The organism is Oliverpabstia intestinalis (genome assembly GCF_009696065.1).
Lineage (GTDB): Bacteria > Bacillota > Clostridia > Lachnospirales > Lachnospiraceae > Oliverpabstia > Oliverpabstia intestinalis.
In genome coordinates this window covers 38162-61825 of sequence record NZ_VUMS01000016.1, presented here as the reverse complement: position 1 = coordinate 61825, position 23664 = coordinate 38162, and the positions used below count along the sequence as shown (strand labels likewise).

23 protein-coding genes and 1 tRNA gene are annotated in these 23664 nt (G+C 44.5%); 21 read left to right on the top strand and 3 right to left on the bottom strand.

Translation table 11 applies throughout. The features are described 5' to 3' along the window. Positions 1–117 precede the first annotated feature (117 nt). Complete coding sequence (gene pdxR / locus FYJ57_RS09880) at positions 118–1515, top strand: MocR-like pyridoxine biosynthesis transcription factor PdxR (RefSeq protein WP_154432504.1); 1398 nt, start codon at positions 118–120, stop codon at positions 1513–1515. A gap of 89 nt (positions 1516–1604) precedes the next feature. Here pdxR and FYJ57_RS09875 read toward each other — a convergent pair whose 3' ends face one another. Further along, complete coding sequence (locus tag FYJ57_RS09875) at positions 1605–2828, bottom strand: dicarboxylate/amino acid:cation symporter (RefSeq protein WP_154432503.1); 1224 nt, start codon at positions 2826–2828, stop codon at positions 1605–1607. A gap of 319 nt (positions 2829–3147) precedes the next feature. Here FYJ57_RS09875 and FYJ57_RS09870 point away from each other — a divergent pair, with 319 nt between their 5' ends. From FYJ57_RS09870 to FYJ57_RS09850, 5 genes are all read left to right on the top strand, one after another. Further along, on the top strand, positions 3148–4092 hold the full coding sequence (locus FYJ57_RS09870; protein ID WP_022172737.1) for a hypothetical protein: 945 nt from the start codon (positions 3148–3150) through the stop codon (positions 4090–4092). A 12-nt stretch (positions 4093–4104) separates the two neighbouring features. Beyond that, the gene (locus FYJ57_RS09865; RefSeq protein WP_154432502.1) at positions 4105–5784 is read left to right on the top strand and encodes an alpha-amylase family glycosyl hydrolase; all 1680 of its coding nucleotides are present in this window, start codon (positions 4105–4107) and stop codon (positions 5782–5784) included. 263 nt (positions 5785–6047) lie between these two features. Continuing rightward, entirely contained in the window at positions 6048–7340 is a 1293-nt protein-coding gene (locus FYJ57_RS09860; protein WP_331466650.1) for a chloride channel protein, read from the top strand. 372 nt (positions 7341–7712) lie between these two features. Next, entirely contained in the window at positions 7713–8180 is a 468-nt protein-coding gene (locus FYJ57_RS09855; RefSeq protein ID WP_154432501.1) for an Hsp20/alpha crystallin family protein, read from the top strand. A gap of 127 nt (positions 8181–8307) precedes the next feature. After that, the gene (locus FYJ57_RS09850; protein ID WP_154432500.1) at positions 8308–8889 is read left to right on the top strand and encodes a 50S ribosomal protein L25; all 582 of its coding nucleotides are present in this window, start codon (positions 8308–8310) and stop codon (positions 8887–8889) included. Positions 8890–9025: 136 nt separating this feature from the next. Here FYJ57_RS09850 and FYJ57_RS09845 read toward each other — a convergent pair whose 3' ends face one another. Then, complete coding sequence (locus tag FYJ57_RS09845) at positions 9026–9688, bottom strand: Crp/Fnr family transcriptional regulator (RefSeq protein WP_154432499.1); 663 nt, start codon at positions 9686–9688, stop codon at positions 9026–9028. A gap of 186 nt (positions 9689–9874) precedes the next feature. Here FYJ57_RS09845 and FYJ57_RS09840 point away from each other — a divergent pair, with 186 nt between their 5' ends. The 6 genes from FYJ57_RS09840 (at position 9875) to FYJ57_RS09815 (ending at position 15424) form a co-directional block, all read left to right on the top strand. After that, positions 9875–10492: an ATP-binding protein gene (locus tag FYJ57_RS09840; protein WP_154432498.1), complete on the top strand. Its 618-nt coding sequence runs from the start codon at positions 9875–9877 to the stop codon at positions 10490–10492. Between the two features lie 177 nt (positions 10493–10669). After that, entirely contained in the window at positions 10670–12262 is a 1593-nt protein-coding gene (gene hcp / locus FYJ57_RS09835; protein ID WP_205839950.1) for a hydroxylamine reductase, read from the top strand. Between the two features lie 151 nt (positions 12263–12413). After that, a complete protein-coding gene (locus FYJ57_RS09830; RefSeq protein WP_154432497.1) occupies positions 12414–12779 on the top strand; it encodes a CidA/LrgA family protein in 366 nt (121 codons plus the stop codon). Positions 12780–12781: 2 nt separating this feature from the next. Further along, positions 12782–13474, top strand: a complete 693-nt coding sequence (locus tag FYJ57_RS09825) for an LrgB family protein (protein WP_022171207.1) — start codon at positions 12782–12784, stop codon at positions 13472–13474. Between the two features lie 82 nt (positions 13475–13556). Beyond that, a complete protein-coding gene (locus tag FYJ57_RS09820; RefSeq protein ID WP_154432496.1) occupies positions 13557–14249 on the top strand; it encodes a FadR/GntR family transcriptional regulator in 693 nt (230 codons plus the stop codon). Between the two features lie 185 nt (positions 14250–14434). Then, positions 14435–15424 (top strand): diaminopimelate dehydrogenase, encoded by a 990-nt coding sequence (locus tag FYJ57_RS09815; RefSeq protein ID WP_154432495.1) that lies wholly within the window; start codon positions 14435–14437, stop codon positions 15422–15424. Between the two features lie 306 nt (positions 15425–15730). Here FYJ57_RS09815 and FYJ57_RS09810 read toward each other — a convergent pair. Further along, positions 15731–15804 (bottom strand) — tRNA-Met (locus tag FYJ57_RS09810). A gap of 121 nt (positions 15805–15925) precedes the next feature. Here FYJ57_RS09810 and FYJ57_RS09805 point away from each other — a divergent pair. From FYJ57_RS09805 to FYJ57_RS09765, 9 genes are all read left to right on the top strand, one after another. Further along, a complete protein-coding gene (locus FYJ57_RS09805) occupies positions 15926–16990 on the top strand; it encodes a PTS sugar transporter subunit IIC (protein WP_154432494.1) in 1065 nt (354 codons plus the stop codon). Positions 16991–17133: 143 nt separating this feature from the next. Next, positions 17134–18213, top strand: a complete 1080-nt coding sequence (locus FYJ57_RS09800; RefSeq protein ID WP_328597463.1) for a metallophosphoesterase — start codon at positions 17134–17136, stop codon at positions 18211–18213. A gap of 82 nt (positions 18214–18295) precedes the next feature. Continuing rightward, on the top strand, positions 18296–19114 hold the full coding sequence (gene srtB / locus FYJ57_RS09795) for a class B sortase (protein WP_154432492.1): 819 nt from the start codon (positions 18296–18298) through the stop codon (positions 19112–19114). Between the two features lie 76 nt (positions 19115–19190). Beyond that, on the top strand, positions 19191–19922 hold the full coding sequence (locus FYJ57_RS09790; RefSeq protein ID WP_118618619.1) for an NAD-dependent protein deacylase: 732 nt from the start codon (positions 19191–19193) through the stop codon (positions 19920–19922). A 3-nt stretch (positions 19923–19925) separates the two neighbouring features. Further along, positions 19926–20126: a DUF951 domain-containing protein gene (locus FYJ57_RS09785; RefSeq protein WP_022171214.1), complete on the top strand. Its 201-nt coding sequence runs from the start codon at positions 19926–19928 to the stop codon at positions 20124–20126. Between the two features lie 104 nt (positions 20127–20230). Further along, positions 20231–20518 carry a 30S ribosomal protein S6 gene (gene rpsF / locus FYJ57_RS09780; RefSeq protein ID WP_154432491.1) on the top strand — a complete coding sequence of 96 codons (288 nt, stop codon included), beginning with the start codon at positions 20231–20233 and terminating at the stop codon, positions 20516–20518. Positions 20519–20595: 77 nt separating this feature from the next. Further along, positions 20596–21051, top strand: coding sequence for a single-stranded DNA-binding protein (locus tag FYJ57_RS09775; protein ID WP_022171216.1), 456 nt, complete (start codon positions 20596–20598; stop codon positions 21049–21051). Positions 21052–21110: 59 nt separating this feature from the next. Further along, entirely contained in the window at positions 21111–21374 is a 264-nt protein-coding gene (gene rpsR, locus FYJ57_RS09770; RefSeq protein WP_022171217.1) for a 30S ribosomal protein S18, read from the top strand. A 244-nt stretch (positions 21375–21618) separates the two neighbouring features. Then, positions 21619–23664: a DHH family phosphoesterase gene (locus FYJ57_RS09765; protein ID WP_154432490.1), complete on the top strand. Its 2046-nt coding sequence runs from the start codon at positions 21619–21621 to the stop codon at positions 23662–23664.

The window sequence follows — 23664 nt, the reverse complement described above, 5'->3', positions numbered from 1 at the left end:
AGTAGTAGGTTAATCTCTTGAAAAAAATGTATGGATAGATTATAATGCTAAAGTGGATATGAAAAAATTATCAAAATAAATATATTCAGTAAGGCCAGACAGGAGAAAAGAAGAATAATGCTGACGTATAATTTCACAAATATAGGGTCAGATTCCATGTATGAATATCTGTACAAATGCATCAAAAACGATATTTTACAGGGGACTTTGCAGGCAGGAGAAAAACTTCCCTCCAAGCGGAGTTTTGCAAAAAATCTGGGTATCAGCGTGATCACTGTAGAAAATGCCTATGAGCAGCTGATCGCGGAGGGCTATATTTATTCCATGCCCAAAAGAGGATTCTATGTAACGGACTTTAAAGGGGTGTTGGAGACAAAACAGAGAGAAGAAGTGCAGGAGATTATTCCCATGACCAGTGGAGAAAACAGCTATCTGGCTGATTTTACCAGCAATCAGACCGAGGCCGATCAGTTTCCATTTACCATCTGGGCGAAGATGGTCAGGGAGGTGTTAAGCGACAGCCGGATTCAGTTGATGACTAACCCGCCCTGTGGAGGAATTATGTCACTCAGACAGTCCATCGCGGGCTATCTGAAGGATTTCAGGGGTATGACGGTACAGCCGGAGCAGATCATCATAGGAGCCGGAACCGAGTACCTGTACGGTCTGCTGATCCAGCTTCTGGGACACGAGGCAGTCTATGCGGTGGAAAATCCGGGATATCAGAAGATCGGGAAAATCTATCGGAACTATCAGGTAAACTGGACATACATCGATATGGATGATGAAGGCGTGGAAGTTTCTCAGTTAGAAGAAAAAAAGGTAGATATCGTACATATTTCTCCATCCCATCATTATCCGACCGGAATTGTGATGCCGATCAGCCGCCGTTATGAACTTCTTGGCTGGGCTTCAAAAGGAGAAGGCAGGTACATCATCGAGGACGATTACGACAGTGAACTGCGTCTGGGCGGGAAACCGATCCCCACACTGCAAAGTATCGATATTTCCGAAAAAGTTATTTATATGAATACCTTTACAAAGACGCTGGCTTCTACTGTACGTATCAGTTATATGATCCTGCCGCGTCCGCTTCTGGAACAGTTTTATCAGAAATTATCATTTTATTCCTGTACGGTATCAAACTTTGAACAATATACCCTGGATCTGTTTATCAAAGAAGGATATTTCGAAAAACATATTAACAGGCTGCGCAATTACTATCAAAATAAGAAAAATGGATTCTTATCTGCGATCTGGGATAGTGGTCTGCACAAATGCGTGGAAATATCCGGGGAAGAGGCCGGTGTGCATTTCTTGATGAAACTGAAAACGGAGAAAGCTGAGGAGAATGTAATAGAGCTGGCAAAAGCCCAGGGCATCAAGCTGTCACCACTTTCCAAGTTCTACTATGAAAAGAAGGCAGGAATTGAAAACACGTATGTAATGAATTATTCTTCGGTAGATATGGAGCGGATCGGAAAGATTGTAAGAGGGCTGGAGAAAATCTGCTGAAAAAAATGAGAAAATAAAACGGGATGCACCTGGAATCATTTTCGATGTCCGGGTGTATCCCGTTTTCTGCACTTATGTAATTAATTGTTTTATTCGTCTAACTTGATTTTCTCCTTCAGAACCACACAGGCAGCCAGGTCACCGATGACATTGACACAGGTTGCACCCATGTCACACAGGGTGTTGATACTGATGTAGACACCCATAACGCCGGCCGGAAGCCCTGCCATGGTAGCAAGAGCTGCGAAAGAAGCAATGGCTCCGCCGGGGATACCCGGAGTTCCCACAGAAAGGAGAACGTTGGCTAACAGGATGATGATCATCATGCTGATGCTTACGTTAATACCGCAGGCATTAGCGAAGAACATGATCATAAAGGACATCAGGATGGATACCGCATCCATGTTGACGGTTGCTCCCAGAGGAATGGTGATACTGGTGATCTTGTTGGAGACACCGAGTTCTTCTTCCACACACTGTTTGCTGATCGGGATGGTTGCGGAACTGGAACAGGTTCCGAAGGCATTCAGAGCAGCAGGCATGATGGCCTTGAAGAATTTGACCGGGCTTGTCTTACCAAGAAGTTTTACGGATCCTCCATAGATGAACAGTGCAAATCCGTAGAAAGTCACATACAGAATGATCAGCTGGGTAGCCAGAGACAGGATCGTCTTGGTTCCGTTGGCTTCTACAACCGGTACGATGGTACAGAAGACACCGATCGGGGTAAAATACATCACGGTGCTGATGATTTTCAGACATACCTCGTTACAGGAATCAATCAGATGTAACAGAGGTTCCCCTTTTTCTTTGATCGCCAACAGGGTAAAACCGATGATAACGGCAAATACCAGAACCTGAAGCATATTTCCGTTGGCAAAAGCAGCTACCGGATTGGACGGGATCAGGTTTTTTACGGTATCCAGGATGCTGGTCATCTCGGTAGCCTGGATATCGGAAGTTGCCATCTCGAAGTTAACTCCTTTTCCAAGGCGGATCAGACGTGGGATGATCAGTCCTGCCAGACTGGCAAGTCCGGTGGTACACAGAAAAAAGATCATGGAATAACCGGTAATCTTTCCGGTGGTACGGGCATTACCGATACTGGTGATACCCATGATGATGGAACAGAAGACCAGAGGGAAGATCATCATATTCAGTGCATTCATATAGATGCTTCCCAGAAGACTGGTGACGGTCAGTACAGGTTCAAATCGTCCAGCCAGAAAAAGTCCGGTCAGAATACCGAGAATCAGGCCGATAAAGATTGCACCTGTGATATGTTTTTGATACCACGTATAAAACTTTTTCATAGATTTCCTCCTCTAAAAAAATATGAAATATTTTACCATAAAGATATTAAGCAAATATTACACAAAAATTACACGGAGAAATATTTTGAAGAAATATTGACGGAAAACGGGTATCTGGCATATAATAACACCGATTATATTGCGATATGTTTTTCACAATGTCGTGATATAATTCCTTTATCTGACAAATAAGCCAAAATGATATCATCGAAGATGAGCTTACATGCATTTTGGTCCGTACCTGTGAAGGTATGGAACAGTTACGAAAACGCAATGATTCAGCGGCTGTCGGAAGGCAGCCGGACAAGAGGAGGCAAACATGAACAAATATGTGGAAAATCCTTCTGCATGGACTGCACCGGTGATCCCGGAGAAGATCCCACAGGGCGACATGCCAGGAGACAAGATCGAGATTGGTGAAGATCACATCAACAAAGCAAACCTGATCTTCAGAGAACTTTTAGGACAGATCAGAGAACTGAAAAAAGAAGACGCAGACCGCAAGATCGTACTGACTGTATGCGGTGGATCCGGAGTAGGAAAATCAGAGACCGCTTCTCTGCTTTCTTTCTATTTTAATCAGATTGGCATGAAAGCCTATACACTGTCCGGAGATAACTATCCGCACAGAATTCCAAAGTACAACGATGCAGAACGTCTTCATGTATTTCGTGAGAGCGCGATCCGCGGTATGGTAAAAGACGGAACATTTACAAAAGAAAGATTCGACATCATCCATGAAAGACAGATTGCAGGAATGGATGCAGATCCGAAGCTGAAAGAGAGCTACGACTGGTATGAATCTTATCTGGAGAATGGTAAGACAGGCCTGAGAGGATATCTTGGTACCCTGAATGAAATCGATTTCAAAGAAGTGGAAGAAATCGTTGAAAGCTTTAAAAACAAGGCAGAAAAGATCTGGCTGAAACGGATGGGAAGAGAAGATACCGAACTGTGGTATGAAGAAGTGGATTTCTCTGATACCGAGATCCTGATCATCGAGTGGACACACGGAAACAGTGACAATTACAAGGGTGTAGATATCCCGGTTCTGTTAAACAGTACTCCGCAGGAGACTATGGCACACAGAAAAGCAAGAAATCGTGACGGTGCTGTAGACAGCCCATTTACCACCATGGTACTGGAACTGGAACAGGATATGCTGGAGAGCCAGGCTCATAAAGCGAAAGTGATCGTATCCAAAGCAGGAAAACTGTTATCCTATGACGAATACAAAGAGATCATGGATCAGGGAAGAATATAAGGAGAGAGAAGCATGAGTAAAATGACCGTTACAGCAGATGCAAAACCGATGTTAAATGCATATCCGGACAGCGTAGGTGGAACCCTCAGTGATATCACCGGATTTTTACAGAAACCGGAATTAAAGGATGTATTTTCTTCCTTCTATATTCTGCCCAGCGTATTTAATACAGATCTTGATCGCGGGTTCTCTGTAATCGATTACACATTGAATGAAGAACTGGCAGATAAAAAAGATCTGGAAGCACTGGAAGAACTGGGAATTAATCTGAAACTGGATTTTATCCTGAACCATGCTTCTGTATTATCTAGGCAGTTTCAGGATATCCTGAAAAACGGCGACGACTCCAAATACCGTGATTTCTTTATCGACTGGAACAAGTTCTGGGAAGGAAAGGGAACCATGACTGAAGAAGGATATATCCAGCCGGATCAGGAACTGATCGAGCATATGTTCTTCCGTAAACCGGGTCTTCCCATCCTGATGGTACGTTTCCCGGACGGAAAAAATGTGCCTTACTGGAATACGTTCTACCAGGAAATTAAATATCCGGTACTGGATGCACAGGACATTATGCAGGTGGCAAAGGTACAGTATTACAAAGCAGATCTGATCGCGAAGAAAGTCAATGAGGAGATTGCAGCAGGTAAAAAACCGTCAGAACTCAACATTGATACTTTCTGCAAAGACAGCGTGGTAGAACTTCTGGAGAGTAAGAGAAAATATCTGGGACAGATGGATCTGAATATCAAATCTCCACTGGTATGGGAGTTTTATGACGAAACACTGAAGACGCTGGCTGCATACGGAGCAAAGATCGTGCGTCTGGACGCATTTGCTTATGCACCGAAGGAGCCGGGAGAAAAAAACTTCCTGAATGAGCCGGGAACATGGGAAGTACTGGAAAAAGTACGAAAACTGGCAGACAAATACAATCTGACCCTTCTTCCGGAGATCCATGCAAGCTACGGAGAGAAGAACTATGAACAGATTGCAAAACAGGGTTACATGACCTACGATTTCTTCCTTCCGGGCATGATCATCGATGCACTGGAAAGCGGCAACGGTTCCACTCTGGAAAAATGGGCAAAAGAACTGATGGAAAAAGAAATCCATGTAGTCAACATGCTGGGCTGCCACGATGGAATCCCGCTTCTGGATCTGAAGGGGCTGATCCCGGAAGAAAGAATCCAGCAGATCATCGACACTGTTGTTGCAAGAGGCGGATATGTGAAAGATCTTCATGGTCAGAAAAATGTATATTATCAGGTAAATGCAACTTATTACAGTGCACTGGGCGAAGATGACAAAAAAATGCTTATGGCCAGAGCACTGCAGATGTTCATGCCTGGAAAACCGCAGGTATGGTACTTGGATCTTTTCGCTGGCAAGAACGACCACGAGGCTGTTAAACGTGCCGGTGCCGGCGGTCATAAAGAAATCAACCGTACCAATCTGTCCGCAGCACAGATCGAAGAACTGATGAAGACAGATATCGTAAAAGAGCAGTTGAAACTTCTGCATTTTAGAAACGTATCCAAAGCGTTCGGCTTTGATGCAGAACTTGCAGTATCCACAGAAGGTGAAATCATTACCTTCATCTGGACAAACCAGGGCGAGAGTGCAACACTGCGCGCAAATCTGAAGACTTTTGAGTACGAGATTACAGATTCTGAGGGAATCTACGCATAAGGGGATCAGGCAGTGATGTGAGGGAGTAAAAGAAATAAGGGAAAACAGGGCGAACGCTGAGAGGGAAGCGGCTTCGCCCTGTTTTTTCGTTGCACTGCATATCAATAATTGAGCCAGTGAACCGTAACAGTGAACCAATTTTCCATGATATTTAAAGTTCATTGCGCTGGAAAAATATACAGGGATGGCGTATACTGAAAGAAAGTATGATTCCGGGAAAATGAGGCGGAAATACGAAAGAGGAAAGGGAAGCGGGGAAACATATGGAACCTATGAAAAAGGGACATCACCGTCTGGAAGTGATGTCACATTATTATGGAAAACGGATACAGCAGGATATGAGCAACTTTGTCAAATGGATCCTGCTGGCACTTCTGATCGGTGGAGTGGTTGGCGGTGCCAGCAGTTTATTTGCCGGGTGTCTGAGCTGGGTGACACAGTTTCGGGCAGACAGACCGGCGGTTGTTTTATTATTGCCTTTTGGTGGTCTGTTGATTGTATTTTTATATCAGAAGATTGGAAAAGAGGACAGAGGAACGAACCAGGTACTCTCTACGATCCGGTCGCAGGATGAGGTCCCGCTTCGTTCAGCACCACTGATTTTTATCGCTACAGCATTGACACATCTGCTTGGTGGCTCAGCAGGCCGGGAAGGTGCGGCGATCCAGCTTGGAGGAAGTATCGGAAATCAACTGGGACGGTGGATCCATCTGGATGAGGAAGACCGCCATGTGATCGTTATGTGCGGGATGAGTGCTGCGTTTTCGGCTGTTTTCGGTACGCCGATGGCGGCAGCGGTATTTGCCATGGAAGTGGTCAGCGTAGGTGTGATGTACTATGCGGCTTTGCTGCCCTGTGTGGTGGCATCGCTGGTTGCTTATGATTTTGCGGGAAGTTTCGGAATCCATCCGGAGAACTTTCATGTCACGGGAATCCCGGCATTTTCGATGGAAAACGGGATTAAAATGGGCATCATCGCCGTAGGCTGCGGTGCAGTCAGTATCTTTTTTTGTCTGTTACTGGAATATGTGAGCAAGGGATATGATAAATGGATGAAAAATCCATATCTGCGTGTCTTCGCGGCGGGCTGTCTGGTAGTAGTCCTGTACTGGATCCTTGGGACAGACCGGTATATGGGTGCGGGTAATCAGCTGATCGAACAGGCAGTGGAACATGGACAGACGCAGACCTTTGACTTTTTCTGGAAAATGCTTCTGACAGCACTGACGATGCGTGCAGGTTTTCGAGGGGGGGAGATCGTTCCTTCATTTGCCATTGGTGCTACCTTTGGCTGTCTGGCAGGACAGATAATGGGATTTTCACCGTCTTTAAGTGCAGCCGCCGGGATGACCGCTGTCTTCTGCGGTGTGACGAACTGCCCGGTTACTTCTATACTGATAGCCTTTGAGTTGTTTGGCTTCCAGGGCGTTTCGTATTATCTGCTGGCTGTGGCGGTCAGCTATGCAGTGTCCGGATATTACGGGCTGTATAAAGACCAGACGATCGTGTACTCAAAATATAAGGCGAAATATGTAAACCGGCATACGAAGACCTGATAACTAATTGAAAAACGAACTTCTACCTTGATGTTGTGGCAAACAAAGTAAGGGTGGAAGTTCGTTTTTCATTTACGTGGGCAACAAGTCAAAGTCCGTGCTCCCATGAGACCGGATACATTGTTTTCGAAATAACTGAATCATTCATTTGTCTGTGAGACGATGTACCAGACGAATGTCACGGAAGGACACAAAATCTTCACAAAAAAATCAGCACTCCCCCTTGACGAGTGCTGATTTAAGTGTTATATTACACCTAGAACAAAGGAAGGGAACAAAAAGAACGAAGAAAAAGTTCGAAAGCTCCTGAAGCATCCCAGTTCCAAAGAAACAAGGTAATAATACATGATGAATAAAAAGGAGAGATGACTTATGTTGATGCCTAGTATTTTTGGAGAGAATTTGTTTGATGACTTTTTTGATGATTATTTTCCGTTCGATACCGGCAAGGAACTGCACAAAGCAGAGAAAAAACTGTACGGCAGAAGAGCCGGACATGTGATGAAAACCGATATCAAAGAAAAAGACAATGGATATGAATTTGAAATAGATCTTCCGGGATTTGCCAAAGATGAAGTAAAGGTTTCTCTGGAAAATGGTTATATGACCATCGAGGCAGCCAAAGGCCTTGATAAAGACGAGAAAGAAAAAGAAACCGGAAAATATATCCGTAAAGAACGTTATGCAGGTGCCTGCACACGTAGCTTCTATGTGGGAGAGGAAGTAGATCCGGGTGAGATCAAAGCCGAATTCAAACATGGTATTTTGAAACTGTTCGTTCCGAAGAAAGAAGCAAAACCGGCAGTGGAAGAAAACAAATACATCGCCATTGAAGGATAATATCTGAATCGGGTAACTATTAACCATACGGTTTGCCGGATGGCAGACGGTAGCACATTTATATATAATACTTAACAAAACCTCTTTGTAGAAGGCTGCTAAGCAATCAGTTTGGAGGAAAAGATAAATGAATACTTTAAAAGCTGAAAAAAGAAGCATGGACGTCAAAGCAAAGAAATTAAGAAGAGAAGGCTATGTCACAGGTAATCTGTTTGGCAGAGAGATTGAAGGATCTCTTCCGATCCAGATGACGAAAAAGGCAGTAGATCAGCTGCTGAAGACGGACAACAAAGGAAGTCAGGTTATGCTGGAAGTAGACGGCAAGACCTACGATGCACTGATCAAAGAGGTTGATTACAATGCAATGGCAAACCGCGTGGATGAGATTGATTTCCAGGCACTGGTAAGTACCGAGAAAGTACATTCCGTAGCGGAAATCGTTCTGCTCAACCATGAGAAAGTAGAGGCAGGTGTTCTGCAGGAAGATCTGGAAGAGATTTCTTATAAGGCACTGCCTGCTGACCTGGTGGATAAAGTTCAGGTGGATGTCGGTGAGATGAAGATCGGTGATGTGATCAAAGTCAAAGATCTGGAGATCGCCAAGAATCCGAACATCGATCTGAAAACAGATCCGGAAGCAGTTGTTGTATCCTGCACCGCAGTTCACAACAGTGTACCGGAACCGGAGACAGCTGAAGAGGCTGAATAATACAAAAATCAAGTAAATAAAAACACAAACAGGGCGAATCGTTCGAAAGAGCGATTTGCCCTGTTTAGTGTCTTACAAAAACTGTTTTTCAGTAAATCGGGAACACTCTGCGAAGATGTACACGGCATCATATTCTTTATTCTCTGCTTTTTAGGACAAATTCATTTTTTTTCACTTCCAGCAGCCCGTCCTTCTGCATTTTCCCAATTTCTTTCGAAAGCGCACTCCGGTCCACGCTGAGATAGTCAGCGAGCTGCTGGCGGTTGAAGGCGATGGTGATCTCAGGCGATCCGGTGAGCAGTTCCTGATAGGAAAGATAGGCGAGCAGCCGTTCACGGATGGTTTTCGGTGTGGTGTGCAGGATCCGGCGGGAAAGCTGCAGGTTACTGGTTGCCATGATGCGGAGCAGATTTTCAATCATCTGCTGGTGATGACTGCATGGTTTTTCACAGGTATGCAAAATCTTCGGAACATCCAGAAATAAAATCTGACTGGGCGTGACGGATACGACATTGACCATCAGCGGTTCCGAAGGGGAACAGGCGTAGGCTTCGCCGAAAAGCTGTCCGGGTCCGACGTGATTCAGGATATTTTTACTGCCCCAGAAATCGTCAATTTCAATATGAACAGAACCTTCCAGCACGATTCCTACAGCGGTAATAGATTCACCGGCACAAAAGATCATTTCCCCTTTGGAAAACGACCGGATCTGTCCGGAGAGACAATGCAGAATAGACGGAATTTCCTCCGGTTTCACACCATAAAACAGGGGGATTTTTTTTAATATTGGAAAATTCATTTTTTCTCCTTTTTGTGGTTAAAACAACATATTTTTATCTGATATTATAGTATCCTCTGTTTGTAAACGCAAGGGAGCTGTTGCAAAGAGAAGAAGGACAGCATAACAGAGACAGAAATGCATTTGTGTAAAATCAGATATAGAGAGATTTCAGGAGTGCATATAGAAAATAAGGAGGAATCGAATATGATCCGAAGAGTGATTCAGATAGAGGAAGATAAATGTAATGGTTGTGGCGCCTGTGCTAAGGCCTGTCACGAAGGGGCAATCGGTTTGGTAAACGGGAAAGCAAAACTGATGCGCGACGATTACTGTGACGGACTGGGGGATTGCCTTCCGGCATGTCCGATGGATGCGATTCATTTTATTGAACGGGAAGCGGAAGCTTATGACGAGGCAGCAGTGCTGAAAAATAAAGAAGAAAAGGCGAAAGCGGAGCGTTCCCGTCTGCGTCAGTGGCCGGTACAGATCAAATTACTGCCGGTGCATGCACCTTTTTATGAGGGAGCGAACCTGCTGATCGCGGCAGACTGTACAGCGTACGCTTATGCGAAGTTCCACGATGAATTTTTAAAAGATCGTGTGGTGCTGGTGGGATGTCCGAAACTTGACAGCACCGATTATGCCGTTAAACTGGCAGAGATCATCCGGCAGAATGAGGTGCAGAGTATCACTGTTGTCCGCATGGAGGTTCCATGTTGCGGAGGACTTGAGATGGCGGCAAAACGTGCCCTTGAAGCGAGCGGAAAACGGCTGCCATGGCAGGTGATCACGGTCGGAACTGACGGTACGATCCGGGAGTAACGGGCAGAACGTTTTAAAGGCAGACGGATGGGAAAAACCAAACGGTGTAATCCGTGAGGCTATCTGTGCGAGAGACATAGTACGAAGGATAAAAGCAGAAAAATCAGGGATACTTATGAGATAAATAAGGTAAAAGTAAAGAAAACGATAAAAAAACTGATAAAAGGAGTACAAAAAATGGAGAAAAATATGTTTTGTTTTCAGTGTGAGCAGACAGCAGGATGCAATGGATGTACCGGAAAGCGCGGAGTATGCGGAAAGACGGCTGATGTAGCAAAGGCGCAGGATGAGCTGACAGGGGCACTGATCGGCCTTGCGAAGACCTGCGGCAACAATCCGAAGACCGCCGATACCGACCGGGTGATCATCGAGGGATTATTTACAACACTGACCAATGTAAGTTTCAATGAAGAGACGATTCGTGTGATGATCGAGCGTGTGGAAGAGGAAAAAAGCAGAATCGCACCGGGATGCGGAACCTGTGTGGCAAAATGTGGAAATACAGACAATTATGATATGGAACAAATCTGGAATGCAGACGAGGATATCCGGTCGTTAAAATCCCTGTTATTATTCGGCATCCGGGGTGTTGCAGCGTATGCATACCATGCGATGGTACTTGGATATCAGTCGGAAGAAGTGAACTTCTTCTTATATAAAGCACTGGCTACGCTGTCTATGGATCTTGGCATGGAAGAACTTCTCCCGGTGGTTCTGGAGACGGGAAAAGTTAATCTGACCTGTATGGAACTGCTGGATCGTGCCAACACAGAGACTTACGGAATCCCGAAACCTACAGAGGTTTCAATGAAAGTGGAAAAAGGGCCGTTTATCGTGGTTACCGGTCATGATCTGCGTGATCTGAAGCTGCTTCTGGAACAGACCGAAGGAAAGGGCATCAATATCTATACCCATGGCGAGATGCTTCCGGCACACGCATACCCGGAACTGAAAAAATACAGTCATCTGAAAGGAAACTTCGGAACGGCATGGCAGAACCAGCAGAAAGAATTTGCTGATCTTCCGGGAGCCATCCTGTTTACGACCAACTGTCTGATGCCACCGAAGGAGAGCTACGCAGACCGCGTCTTTTCCACGGAAGTAGTTTCTTATCCGGGTGTGGTGCATGTGGATGATGAGAAAGATTTCACACCGGTGATCGAGAAAGCACTCGAACTTGGCGGATTTGCAGAAGACAGACAGTACCAGGGAATCAACGGCGGAGAAAAGCTGACCACCGGTTTCGGACATGGAACGATTCTGCAGGCAGCAGATCAGATCGTGGATGCGGTAAAGGCAGGAGCGATCCGGCATTTCTTTTTGGTCGGCGGCTGCGACGGAGCAAAAAAAGGCAGAAACTATTATACGGAATTCGTAAAACAGACACCGTCCGATACGATCATTCTTACGCTGGCGTGTGGAAAATACCGGTTTAATGATCTGGATCTCGGAAGCATCGGCGGTTTCCCTCGGATCATGGATATGGGACAGTGTAACGATGCCTACGGAGCCATCAAAGTGGCAGTCGCGCTTGCACAAGCTTTCGACTGCGGAGTCAATGAACTTCCGCTTTCCATGGTGCTTTCCTGGTACGAGCAGAAGGCGGTGTGCATCCTGCTGACACTTCTGCACCTTGGAATCAAAAATATTTATCTCGGACCGTCTCTCCCGGCATTCCTGTCTCCCAATGTGCTGCAGTATCTGGTAGAAAACTACCGGATCAGTCCAATCGGGGATCCGAAGGAAGATCTGGAGAAAATGCTGGGATAATGGACAGCAGCATTTTTTAAAGAAAAATCTCCGGCAATTTGTAAACGATTGCCGGAGATTTTTGAATTTCTATGGGGATTTTGCTCCTTGACAGGAAATAGTCAGGTCAGTATAATCTGAAACTGGTACTACCAGCGAAAGGAGAAATATTTTGAAGCACGTAAGACAGTTTTGTATGATATTGTTGTTCTCGTTTATCGGCGAGTTTTTCCGTATGGTGATTCCACTTCCGGTTCCGGCCAGTGTGTATGGGCTGGTATTGTTGCTTGCTGCACTTCTTACCGGTATTGTAAAGCTGGATCAGGTAGAGGGAGCCGCTGATTTTCTGATAGAAATTATGCCGGTTATGTTTATCCCGGCGGCAGTAGGACTTTTGAATGCATGGGATGTGCTGCGACCGGTCGTGGTTCCGGTGGTCGTAGTGACGGTAGTAACAACTGTACTTGTCATGGGAGTGACCGGACAGGTGACACAGCGGGTGATCCGCTGGGAGAGAAAACGTAAGGAGGGAAAATAAAAATGAAAGATTTCCTGACAAATTCCGTATTTTTTGGTGCGGTGATCAGTCTGGTGGCCTATGAGATCGGAACTCTTCTGAAAAAGAAATTTAAACTGGCAATTTTTAATCCGTTGTTGATTGCAGTCATCTGCGTAATGGCGGTGCTGATTCTGTTTCATATTGATTATGATACCTATAACGAAGGTGGCCAGTATATCAGTTATCTGTTGACACCGGCGACGGTCAGTCTGGCTGTGCCCCTCTATCGACAGATTGAACTGCTGAAGAATAATATCAAAGCCGTTGCAGCGGGCATTCTGTCCGGGGTGCTGGCAAGTATGGTCGGTGTTTACATCCTGGCGCGGGCATTCCATCTGAACTCTCAGTTGTATGTAACTCTGCTTCCGAAATCCATTACTACAGCCATTGGTATGGGGGTATCGGAAGAACTTGGCGGTGTGGTAACTATTACCGTAGCAGTTATCGTCATTACGGGTGTCCTTGGAAATGTGATTTCAGATCTTGTCTGTAAGCTCTTTCGTCTGGAAGAACCGGTGGCAAAAGGACTGGCTCTTGGAACTGCCGCTCATGCCATCGGAACAGCAAAAGCGATGGAACTGGGTGAGATCGAGGGTGCGATGAGCAGTCTTGCAATCGCTGTGGCAGGTTTGCTGACGGTGGTAACATCTTCTGTTTTTGCAAGTCTGATGTAAAAATATGTCGGGTATTTTTGTCCGGAAATCATGCCGGCTGTGGGTCTGGCAGGGAAGAAAAGTAAGAAAGTGAGAAAAACAGTTGGATAAGGAAAGTGTACAGGCAACTTCACCAAAAGCCTATGACCAGGTACTGGAATATTTGAAAACACTGATAAAAAACAAAGATATTTCTTATGGCGGGAAGATACCCTCCGAGCGGGAACTGATGGAAACACTGAGGATTTCCCGAAATTCGGTCCGGGAAGCACTACGGATCCTGGAGCATACAGGCGTTCTGGAAAGCCGCCACGGCAAGGGAAATTTTCTGGTAAACCGGATGGGAGAAAGCCTCAGCAGTGTTTTTTCCATGCTGGTTCTGATGGAAGAGAGTAATTACCGGGAAGTCAATCAGCTTCGGTCAGTTCTGGAAAAACAGGCGTATGTGCAGGCAAGCGCGCTGATTTCAGAGGAAGGAAAGGAAAAAGCAGGAGCGATTATCAACCGGATGGAAAACGGAGATCTTGAGGAACGGATCCGCTCGGATCATGAACTGCACCACCTGGTATTTGAGTATTCGCAGAACCGGCTTCTGATTCTTCTGACGGATGCCTTGTCTGAGATCATACGCTCAGAGGGTGAGGTGGTTTTGCGGCAGGCGGCATCCATTGATACGGAAGAATGGATCGCACTTCATAAGAATATTGCCATCTGTCTTATTGAGGGAAATATTCAGGAAGGGCTTTTGGCATTGGAAGAACATTATGAATGGCTTGAACGTGACATCAAAATGTGATAGGATACAAAAGGAGATTTATGACTGTGCAAAGGTAAAGTGGTGAACACAAAGTGCAGTCTCAGAACGTGATCCCCGAAAACCGTCGGTACGGAGGCGGAAATATACATGATCGGAGTCTCTTCTGACAAAGCAGGTACAGAAAGATTCCGGAAATAGATAGGAGAGTACAGGAGGAATTAGCGATGAAAAAAATAAGAATCGGTATTGCAGGTTATGGCAATCTGGGAAAAGGCGTTGAGATGGCGATCCGTCAGAATGAAGATATGGAACTGGCAGGTGTATTTACCAGAAGAGATCCTGCAACAGTAACTGTCAAAACACCTGGCGTAAAAGCATACACCATGGAAGATGCAAAGAATATGAAAGATCAGATCGATGTTATGATCATCTGTGGCGGAAGTGCTACAGACCTTCCAAAACAGACGCCGGAACTGGCAAAAGATTTTAATGTCATCGACAGTTTTGATACCCATGCAAACATTCCACAGCATTTTGCAAATGTAGATGCAGCCGCAAAAGAAAATGGTCATCTGGCTATGATCTCTGTAGGCTGGGATCCGGGTCTGTTTTCTCTGAACCGTATCTATGCAGAATCCATTCTGCCAAACGGAAAAACCTATACATTCTGGGGTAAAGGCGTAAGCCAGGGACACTCTGATGCAATCAGAAGAATCCCGGGTGTAAAACGTGGTATTCAGTATACTGTTCCGGTGGAAGAAGCGATGGATCAGGTAAGAGCCGGAAAACAGCCGGAACTGACAACACGTCAGAAACACACCAGAGAGTGCTTCGTAGTTGCCGAGGAAGGTGCTGATAAAAAACAGATCGAAGAATCCATCAAAACTATGAAAAACTATTTTGATGAATACGATACCACAGTAAACTTTATCTCTGAAGAAGAATTTGACGCTGTTCATAACAAGATGCCTCACGGTGGATTTGTTATGAGAAGTGGCATGACCGGTGAAAATGAAAATACCCATCAGATGATCGAATATTCTCTGAAACTGGAATCCAATCCGGAATTTACTTCCAGTGTACTGGTTGCTTACGCAAGGGCACTGAGCCGTATGAAAGCAGAAGGAATGACAGGATGTAAGACGGTCTTTGATGTAGCTCCGGCATATCTTTCCCCGCTGAGCGCAGACGAGATTCGTGCACATCTGCTGTAAAAATAGAAGAACAAAAGACAAAAAGAAGAGCTGGCTGTTAAAAAAAGGTCACTCTTCTTTTTTCGTGAGCAACGAGTAAAAAAATACCACCCGACACAGAAAAAAGTGTCAGATGGTGTTTGTGTGATGATTTTATTTAAAATTGGTAACTGTTCAGTACCTTCACAGTTACGAGCAAAAATGCATTTAAAATCACCTTCGGTGATGGCATTTTTGCTTGTATGTCTCGGGATTTTGGCATAAATATGCCAAAACACCTCGCGGGATAATGGCTGCTGAATAGTTACTGAAATTGAACATAAAAAATTGCGGGAGCAGGATTTGAACCTGCGACCTTCGGGTTATGAGCCCGACGAGCTTCCAGACTGCTCCATCCCGCGTTATCAATTATATTATATGCTTATGCTGTGGATTTGTCAAATAGTACTGGAAGAATGGAAGTAACCGTGTTACACTTTGAAAAGAACAGGAATAAAGTGATGAGCTGGAAAGGGGTTATGTATGAATCTGATTAAGAAATGTCTGAACCGGGTTTTTGTGGAGGGACTCAGTGGAATGGCACTGGGACTTTTTGCAACACTGATCATCGGAACGATCATCCAGCAGATCGGGACGCTTGCAGGAGGATCCATCGGGACACTGATCTATGCGGTGGGGAAAATAGCAGCCGGGTTAACCTGTGCCGGGATCGGTGTGGGTGTAGCGTATAAGTTTCAGGAATCTCCAATGGTTGTACTGTCAGCAGCTACCAGTGGTATGATCGGTGGCTATGCTTCGAAGGTACTGGCCGGAACATTATTGGTGGATGGTAATCTGGCACTCCAGGGACCGGGAGAACCTCTCGGCGCCTTTATTGCCGCGTATGTAGGTATTGAAATCGGTCATCTGATTGCAGGAAAAACAAGGCTGGACATTATTTTGGTTCCGTTGCTTTCTATTGGTACGGGCTCTGCCGTGGGTGTTCTGGTGGGTCCTTCGATTTCTTCTTTTATGACGTGGCTCGGTGGTCTGATCAATTGGGGAACGGAGCAACAGCCATTTTTGATGGGAATTGTGGTATCCGTTCTGATGGGCATGATCCTGACATTGCCGATCAGTTCAGCAGCATTAGGTGTAATCCTGAATCTGTCCGGGCTGGCAGCAGGAGCTGCTACTGTGGGATGTTGCTGTAATATGATAGGATTTGCAGTGGCAAGTTTCCGGGAAAACGGTGTGGGCGGCCTGATCGCACAGGGTGTGGGAACTTCCATGCTGCAGGTGCCGAATATCGTTAAAAAACCACTGATCTGGCTTCCGGTGATTCTGTCGAGCGCTGTGCTTGGCCCGGTTTCCACGATGTTGTTTCATATGACGAACAATGCGACAGGTTCAGGGATGGGATCTGCCGGCTTTGTTGGTCAGATCATGACCTGGCAGGTGATGGCACAGACGGAACATCCGGTTGTAGTATTGCTGAAGATTGTTGTGATACAGTTTATGCTGCCGGCAGTTCTTACAGTGGTGTTTACACAGTTTATGAGAAAACATAATTTTATCAAGGACGGAGATATGAAACTGGATCTGTAAAAGGAGCGGTATGACATAGAGGAGACAATATGATTTTACTGATTATTATACCGGTTTATATATCTTTAAACCTTTATATCCTTCATCGGGTGCACAAGTGGTTGACAGCGTGTTCCGAACGTTTTCACTCCAGAAAGTTTGCAGTGCCATATATTGTAATTTATTCCCTGTTGGCACTCTCACTGTTATTTGCATTCCTTCTTCCTTCTTCAGAATTGCAGGTACTGGTAAAGCGTATCAGTAATTACTGGCTGGGAACTTTTGCATACATTCTGATATTTATTGCAGTTGCAGATATCCTGCGGCTGGTACTGAAGAAAATACCGGGGAAAATACATGATTTCTTTTTTAGTAAAGTTGGATATGTATTCGTGGGAATTCTTCTGACTGCATTGATTGGAGGAATCAGTGCTTATGGTATCGTGCATTCTAATATCGTAAAAGTCAAACCGTATGAAGTGACGATCCGGAAAAACTGTGGAGACAACAGGAATCTGAAAGTGGTACTGGTTGCGGATCTGCATCTTGGTTATAGTGTGGGAAACGGGCAGATGCAGCGGATGGTGAAAAAGATTAATGATCAGAATGCGGATCTGGTGGTATTTGCCGGGGATATTTTTGATAATGAATATGAAGCCGTGCAGAACCCGGACAGGATCGCAAAGACACTGGCGGGAATTAAGAGCAGATATGGTTCGTTTGGTGTGTTTGGCAATCATGATGTGACAGAGCGATTGCTTGGTGGATTTTCTGTGGCGTCTCAGGCTAAAGAGATGCGTGATCCACGATTTGAAGAATTTGCAAAAAAAGCAAAGATCCGGATTCTGGATGACGAAGTGATGCTGATCGATGATGCTTTTTATCTGGTGGGAAGAAAAGATGCGCAAAAGCCGGGTGACGGAACTAAAAATCGCATAGAGCCGGAAGTGATTCTGAGTGGTCTGGATAAGGCTAAACCGATCATTGTTCTGGAACATCAGCCGAAACAACTGAAAGAACTTGAGACATCGGGTGCAGATATGCAGCTATGCGGACATACCCATGATGGCCAGATGTTCCCGGGAAATCTGACTGTCAAACTGATGTGGGAAAATGCCTGTGGTTATCTGAAAAAAGGGAACCTGCACAGTATCGTAACTTCCGGGGTTGGTGTCTGGGGATCGGCGATGCGTGTCGGTACCGACTGCGAGATCTGTCCGATCACGATTCATTTTCAGGGATGAGTTTCGAACCATGCCTGTATAAAAGTATGAATCAGGAAACGGTACAACAGAATGGAAGACAGAAAGAAGGAGTTAGTGAGAGATGACAGCTAAGAAAAAGAAAAAAGGTGGGGGAATCTTCTGGAAACTGCTGTTTCTGGTTGCACTGTGTGTATTCTGCTTCTCTATGTATCAGCTGGTAAATATCTATCTGGGGTATAAAAAAGGAGTGGATGAATATCATGCTGTGGCAGAAGCAACAACGGTGCAGAGCAGTGAACCGTTGGAAGTGGTGGAAGAGAAGAAAGATGAGGAAGGAAATCTGATCCCGGAGGAAGAACTTACCGTCAATCCGCCGGAAGTGGATTTTGACGCATTAAAAGCAATCAATGACGATGTAGTGGGATGGCTGGAGCTGGAGGCAATTCCATCTATTAGTTATCCAATTGCCCAGGGAGAAGATAATGAATATTATCTGCACCGGACAATTAAAAAGACTTATAATTTTGCGGGGTCTGTATTTATTGATTCTACCAATGCATCTGATTTTTCTGATTGCAATACCATCATCTATGGTCATAATATGAAAAACGGTTCAATGTTCGGAAAACTAAAACAGATGTACGAAAGTGAAAAATACAAAGACAGCAAATACCTGTGGATCTGTACGCCGAACGGAAAATACAGGTATGAGATTTTTTCCATGCAGTATGCAAAGGTGGGCAGTGATGTATATACATTGTTCAGTGTACATGATGAACAGTTTGAGGCTTATGTGAAGAAGATGGCAAAACAGTCGAAGGTGGATATGAAGGCACTGGGACTTGGAAAAGATGATTATGTGGTAACATTGTCTACCTGTACTTCCGATGAATCGGTGCGTTTTGTTGTACAGGCGCGCTGGGTCGGAACATATAAATAAAATCAGATATGCAGAAGTGAAAGAATGTGAATGGGTGGAAGAAACCTGTGAAATATGTGGATAAGGAGGATGTATCATGGGACAGGATGTGGAAAAATTACAGGAACTTATTGATCAACATGACCGGATCGTATTTTTTGGTGGGGCCGGAGTTTCTACAGAAAGTGGAATTCCGGATTTTCGGAGTGTGGACGGTCTGTATAATCAGAAATATGATTATCCGCCGGAGACCATTTTAAGTCATACGTTTTTTATGCGGCATCCTGAAGAATTTTACCGCTTTTACCGGGATAAGATGCTGGCACTGGATGCAAAGCCGAATGCGGCACATAAAAAACTGTCGGAACTGGAGGCGGCGGGAAAGCTTACCGGTGTGGTGACACAGAACATCGATGGACTTCATCAGGCAGCAGGAAGTAAACATGTGATGGAACTTCACGGATCGGTACACAGAAATTACTGTATGAAATGTCATAAATTTTTTGATGCATCGTACATGCTGCATTCTGCGGGTGTTCCAAAATGCGAGTGCGGCGGTGTGATCAAGCCGGATGTGGTTTTATATGAAGAAGGACTGGATAATGAGGTAGTATCGGATGCCATCCGTACCATTGCAGAGGCAGAAGTGATGATCGTGGGTGGCACATCTCTCGCAGTATATCCGGCCGCCGGTCTGCTGGATTATTTCAGGGGAAGAGCACTGGTACTGATCAATAAAGGTGCCACACCACAGGATCGAAATGCAGATCTTCTGATCCAGAAACCAATTGGTCAGATTTTTTCACAGATTAAAGTAAAGGGGAAATAAAATATGACATATCAGTATGAAGTGGGGGATATTGTAAAATTAAAAAAACAACATCCCTGTGGAAGCAGTGAATGGGAAATTCTCCGTGTGGGTGCTGACTTCCGTCTGAAATGCACCGGGTGCGGTCATCAAATCATGATTGCACGGAAACTGGTGGAAAAAAACACAAGAAATTTACAGAAAAAGAGTGAAGAAAATACTTGAAATTGTTTTTGATTCATGGTAAAATATCGTCTTGTGATATATAATTTATCCTTGTTTCCGGTACTGAAACCGGAAGCCAAAAGTCCAAAAGGAGGTAAAACAGCATGAGCAAATATGAATTAGCATTGGTTGTGAATGCAAAAATCGAGGATGAAGCTCGTGAAGCCGTAGTAGAGAAAGCAAAAAGCTATGTAGCACGTTACGGCGGAACAGTTACAGAAGTTGAAGAATGGGGTAAGAAAAGATTAGCTTACGAAGTTCAGAAAATGAGAGAAGGCTTCTACTATTTCATCCAGTTCGAAGCAGATGCAACCTGTCCTGCAGAAGTTGAAAGACACGTTCGTATCATGGACAATGTAATGAGATATTTAGTTGTTAAGAAAGAAGCTTAATTTTTCTTAAGTGCCAAGCCCATTAAAGGTTTGTAAGATCCCGTAAAAGTATATACATTTACAAGAGAGGTAAGAATATGAACAAAGTCATTTTAATGGGTCGTTTAACAAGAGATCCTGAGGTAAGATATTCAGCAGGTGACAATTCAATGGCAATCGCAAGATATACACTGGCTGTTGACAGAAGATTCAAGAGAGACGGTGAGGCAACGGCTGATTTTATTGGCTGTGTAGCCTTTGGAAGATCAGCAGAATTTGCTGAGAAGTATTTCCGTCAGGGATTGAAGGTTGTAGTCAGTGGAAGAATTCAGACCGGAAGCTACACAAACCGGGACGGCCAGAAGGTCTATACCACGGATGTAGTAGTTGAAGACCAGGAGTTTGCAGAGAGCAAGGCAGCCAGCGACAATTACCGTGGCGGTAATTTTGGCGGTCAGGCAGCACCATCCGCTCCGACAGCAGGTGGAAGCGGATCTGCAGACGGTTTTATGAATATTCCGGATGGAATTGATGAGGATCTGCCATTTAACTAATACGCATTGAACCCAGGTTCGGGTGCGAATCGTTAGATTTCGATAAGGAGGTAATATTCATGGCTTACAATAAAAGTGAAAGACCGGATTCTCCAATGAAGAGAAGAGGCGGACGCAGAAGAAAAAAAGTTTGTGTATTCTGCGGTAAAGAAAACAATGAAATCAGCTACAAAGATGTAAATAAATTAAGAAAATATGTTTCCGAGAGAGGAAAAATCCTTCCTAGAAGAATCACAGGAAACTGTGCAAAACATCAGAGAGCTCTGACTGTAGAAATCAAAAAAGCAAGACATATCGCTATTATGCCATATGTAACAGACTAATTCAAAAAGTTTGTTATACCGTCATCGGGAAACCGATGGCGGTTTTCTTGTTTAAAAAGAAAAGACTTTTTTCTTTGCGCGGGAAATGATATAATAGGAGAGTAATTTGGTGGTTTGTCATTTTTGACAGAGTGCCGGAAAATCATACCTTTGTTTAAAGAAAGCAAAGGTGTACTTGGAAAAGGAGATTTTTACTCTGTGGGGATAGAATATGCGGAGGGAAAATCGATAATAGGTACAGAGTATGAAAGATGGAATTAAGTTAAAGGGTAAGCTGGCAACATATATGCGCTGGCCTTTTATTCTGACGATACTTCTGGTGGCAATGGATGTGTTATTATACAGCGTCAGCTGGAAGGCGGGAGGAATCGGTACAGTATTTACGGCAGTGTATCTGTTGCTCGGGATTCTGCTATATTTTCACAGAAGACCGGTGTTCCTCAACGAACTGATTTCTTTTGCTACCCAATATGGTCAGGTGCAGAAAAGTCTGATGAAAAACTTTGCACTTCCCTATGCCTTGCTGGATGCAGAAGGAAAGATCCTCTGGATGAATGATGAGTTCCTTTATCTGACGGGGAAAGATCAGAAGTACCGTCGCTTTATCGGAAATATTTTTCCGGAGGTGACAATGAACAAACTTCCGTTGCCGGAGGAAGTAAGAGATTTCGAAGTCGCATATCAGGATCATGATTTTCGGCTGAACATGCGAAGAGTAGAGATCGATGAACTGCTGGATGGTTCTCAGATCATAGATGCAGATAAAGAGAAGAATTATTTGATTGCAGCCTATCTTTTTGATGAAACAGAACTTAAAAAGTATATGCGGAAGAATCAGGAAGAACAGCTTGTGACCGGACTTTTGTATCTGGATAATTATGAGGAAGCGCTAGAAAGCGTTGAAGAGGTCAGAAGCTCTTTGTTGATCGCGCTGATTGATCGTAAGATCAACAAGTATTTTGCTTCGATAGACGGCGTGGTGAAGAAACTGGAAAAAGATAAATATTTTCTGGTCATGCGCCGTAAGTCACTGGAACAGTTAAAAGAGAAAAAATTTAATATTCTGGAAGAAGTAAAATCTGTAAATATCGGAAATGAGATGGCGGTAACTATCAGTATCGGTATCGGTATCAATGCGGATTCGTATGCGCATACTTCCGAATCGGCCCGGATCGCCATGGAACTGGCTCTTGGTCGTGGTGGTGACCAGGTTGTCATCAAAGATGGCAATAATATCACGTATTTTGGCGGAAAATCTCAGATGATGGAAAAGACTACCAGAGTGAAAGCCAGAGTGAAAGCCCATGCTCTGAAAGAATTTATGAGCAGTAAGGACAAGATCGTGGTCATGGGACACAAGATTACAGATGTGGATTCTTTCGGAGCTGCCATCGGTATCTACCGGGCTGCAAGAACTCTGGAGAAAAAAGCTTATATTGTAATCAATAATCCGACTTCATCGATCCGTCCGCTGATGGACGGGTTCCTGCACAGCCAGGATTATGATTTCCGGATGTTTGTCACAAGTCATGAAGCAAAAGAGATTGTGGATGATAATACGGTAGTGGTTGTAGTGGATACGAACCGACCAGGTTATACAGAATGTGAAGAACTTCTGTATATGACCAAGACAATCGTGGTACTGGATCATCACAGACAGAGTAAAGATATTATTCAGAATGCGGTATTATCTTATATTGAACCCTATGCATCATCGGCCTGCGAGATGGTTGCAGAGATTCTGCAATATTTTGCGGACGGTATTCGGATCCGGAATATAGAGGCTGACAGTCTGTATGCGGGAATAATGATCGATACCAATAATTTTCTTACAAAAACCGGTGTACGCACGTTTGAGGCCGCAGCTTTTCTGCGGAGATGTGGTGCGGATGTGACAAGGGTAAGAAAGATGTTTCGTGAACATGTTGAGGATTATCGGGCTAAAGGAGAAGCAATCCGAAACGCAGAACTGTTTCGTGAACACTTTGCAATTTCGGTGTGTCCAAGTGAAGGACTTGACAGCCCTACAGTGATTGGTGCACAGGCGGCAAATGAGTTGCTGAATATCATTGGGGTAAAGGCATCTTTTGTGCTGACAGATTATCGCAATACGATTTATATCAGTGCAAGATCCATCGACGAAATAAATGTACAGATTGTGATGGAACGCCTTGGCGGTGGCGGGCACCTGAATATCGCAGGAGCGCAGCTGGAACATTACTCTATTACAGAGGCGAAAGATGTACTGAAACAGACTTTACAGAAAATGCTAGATGAAGGAGATATATAA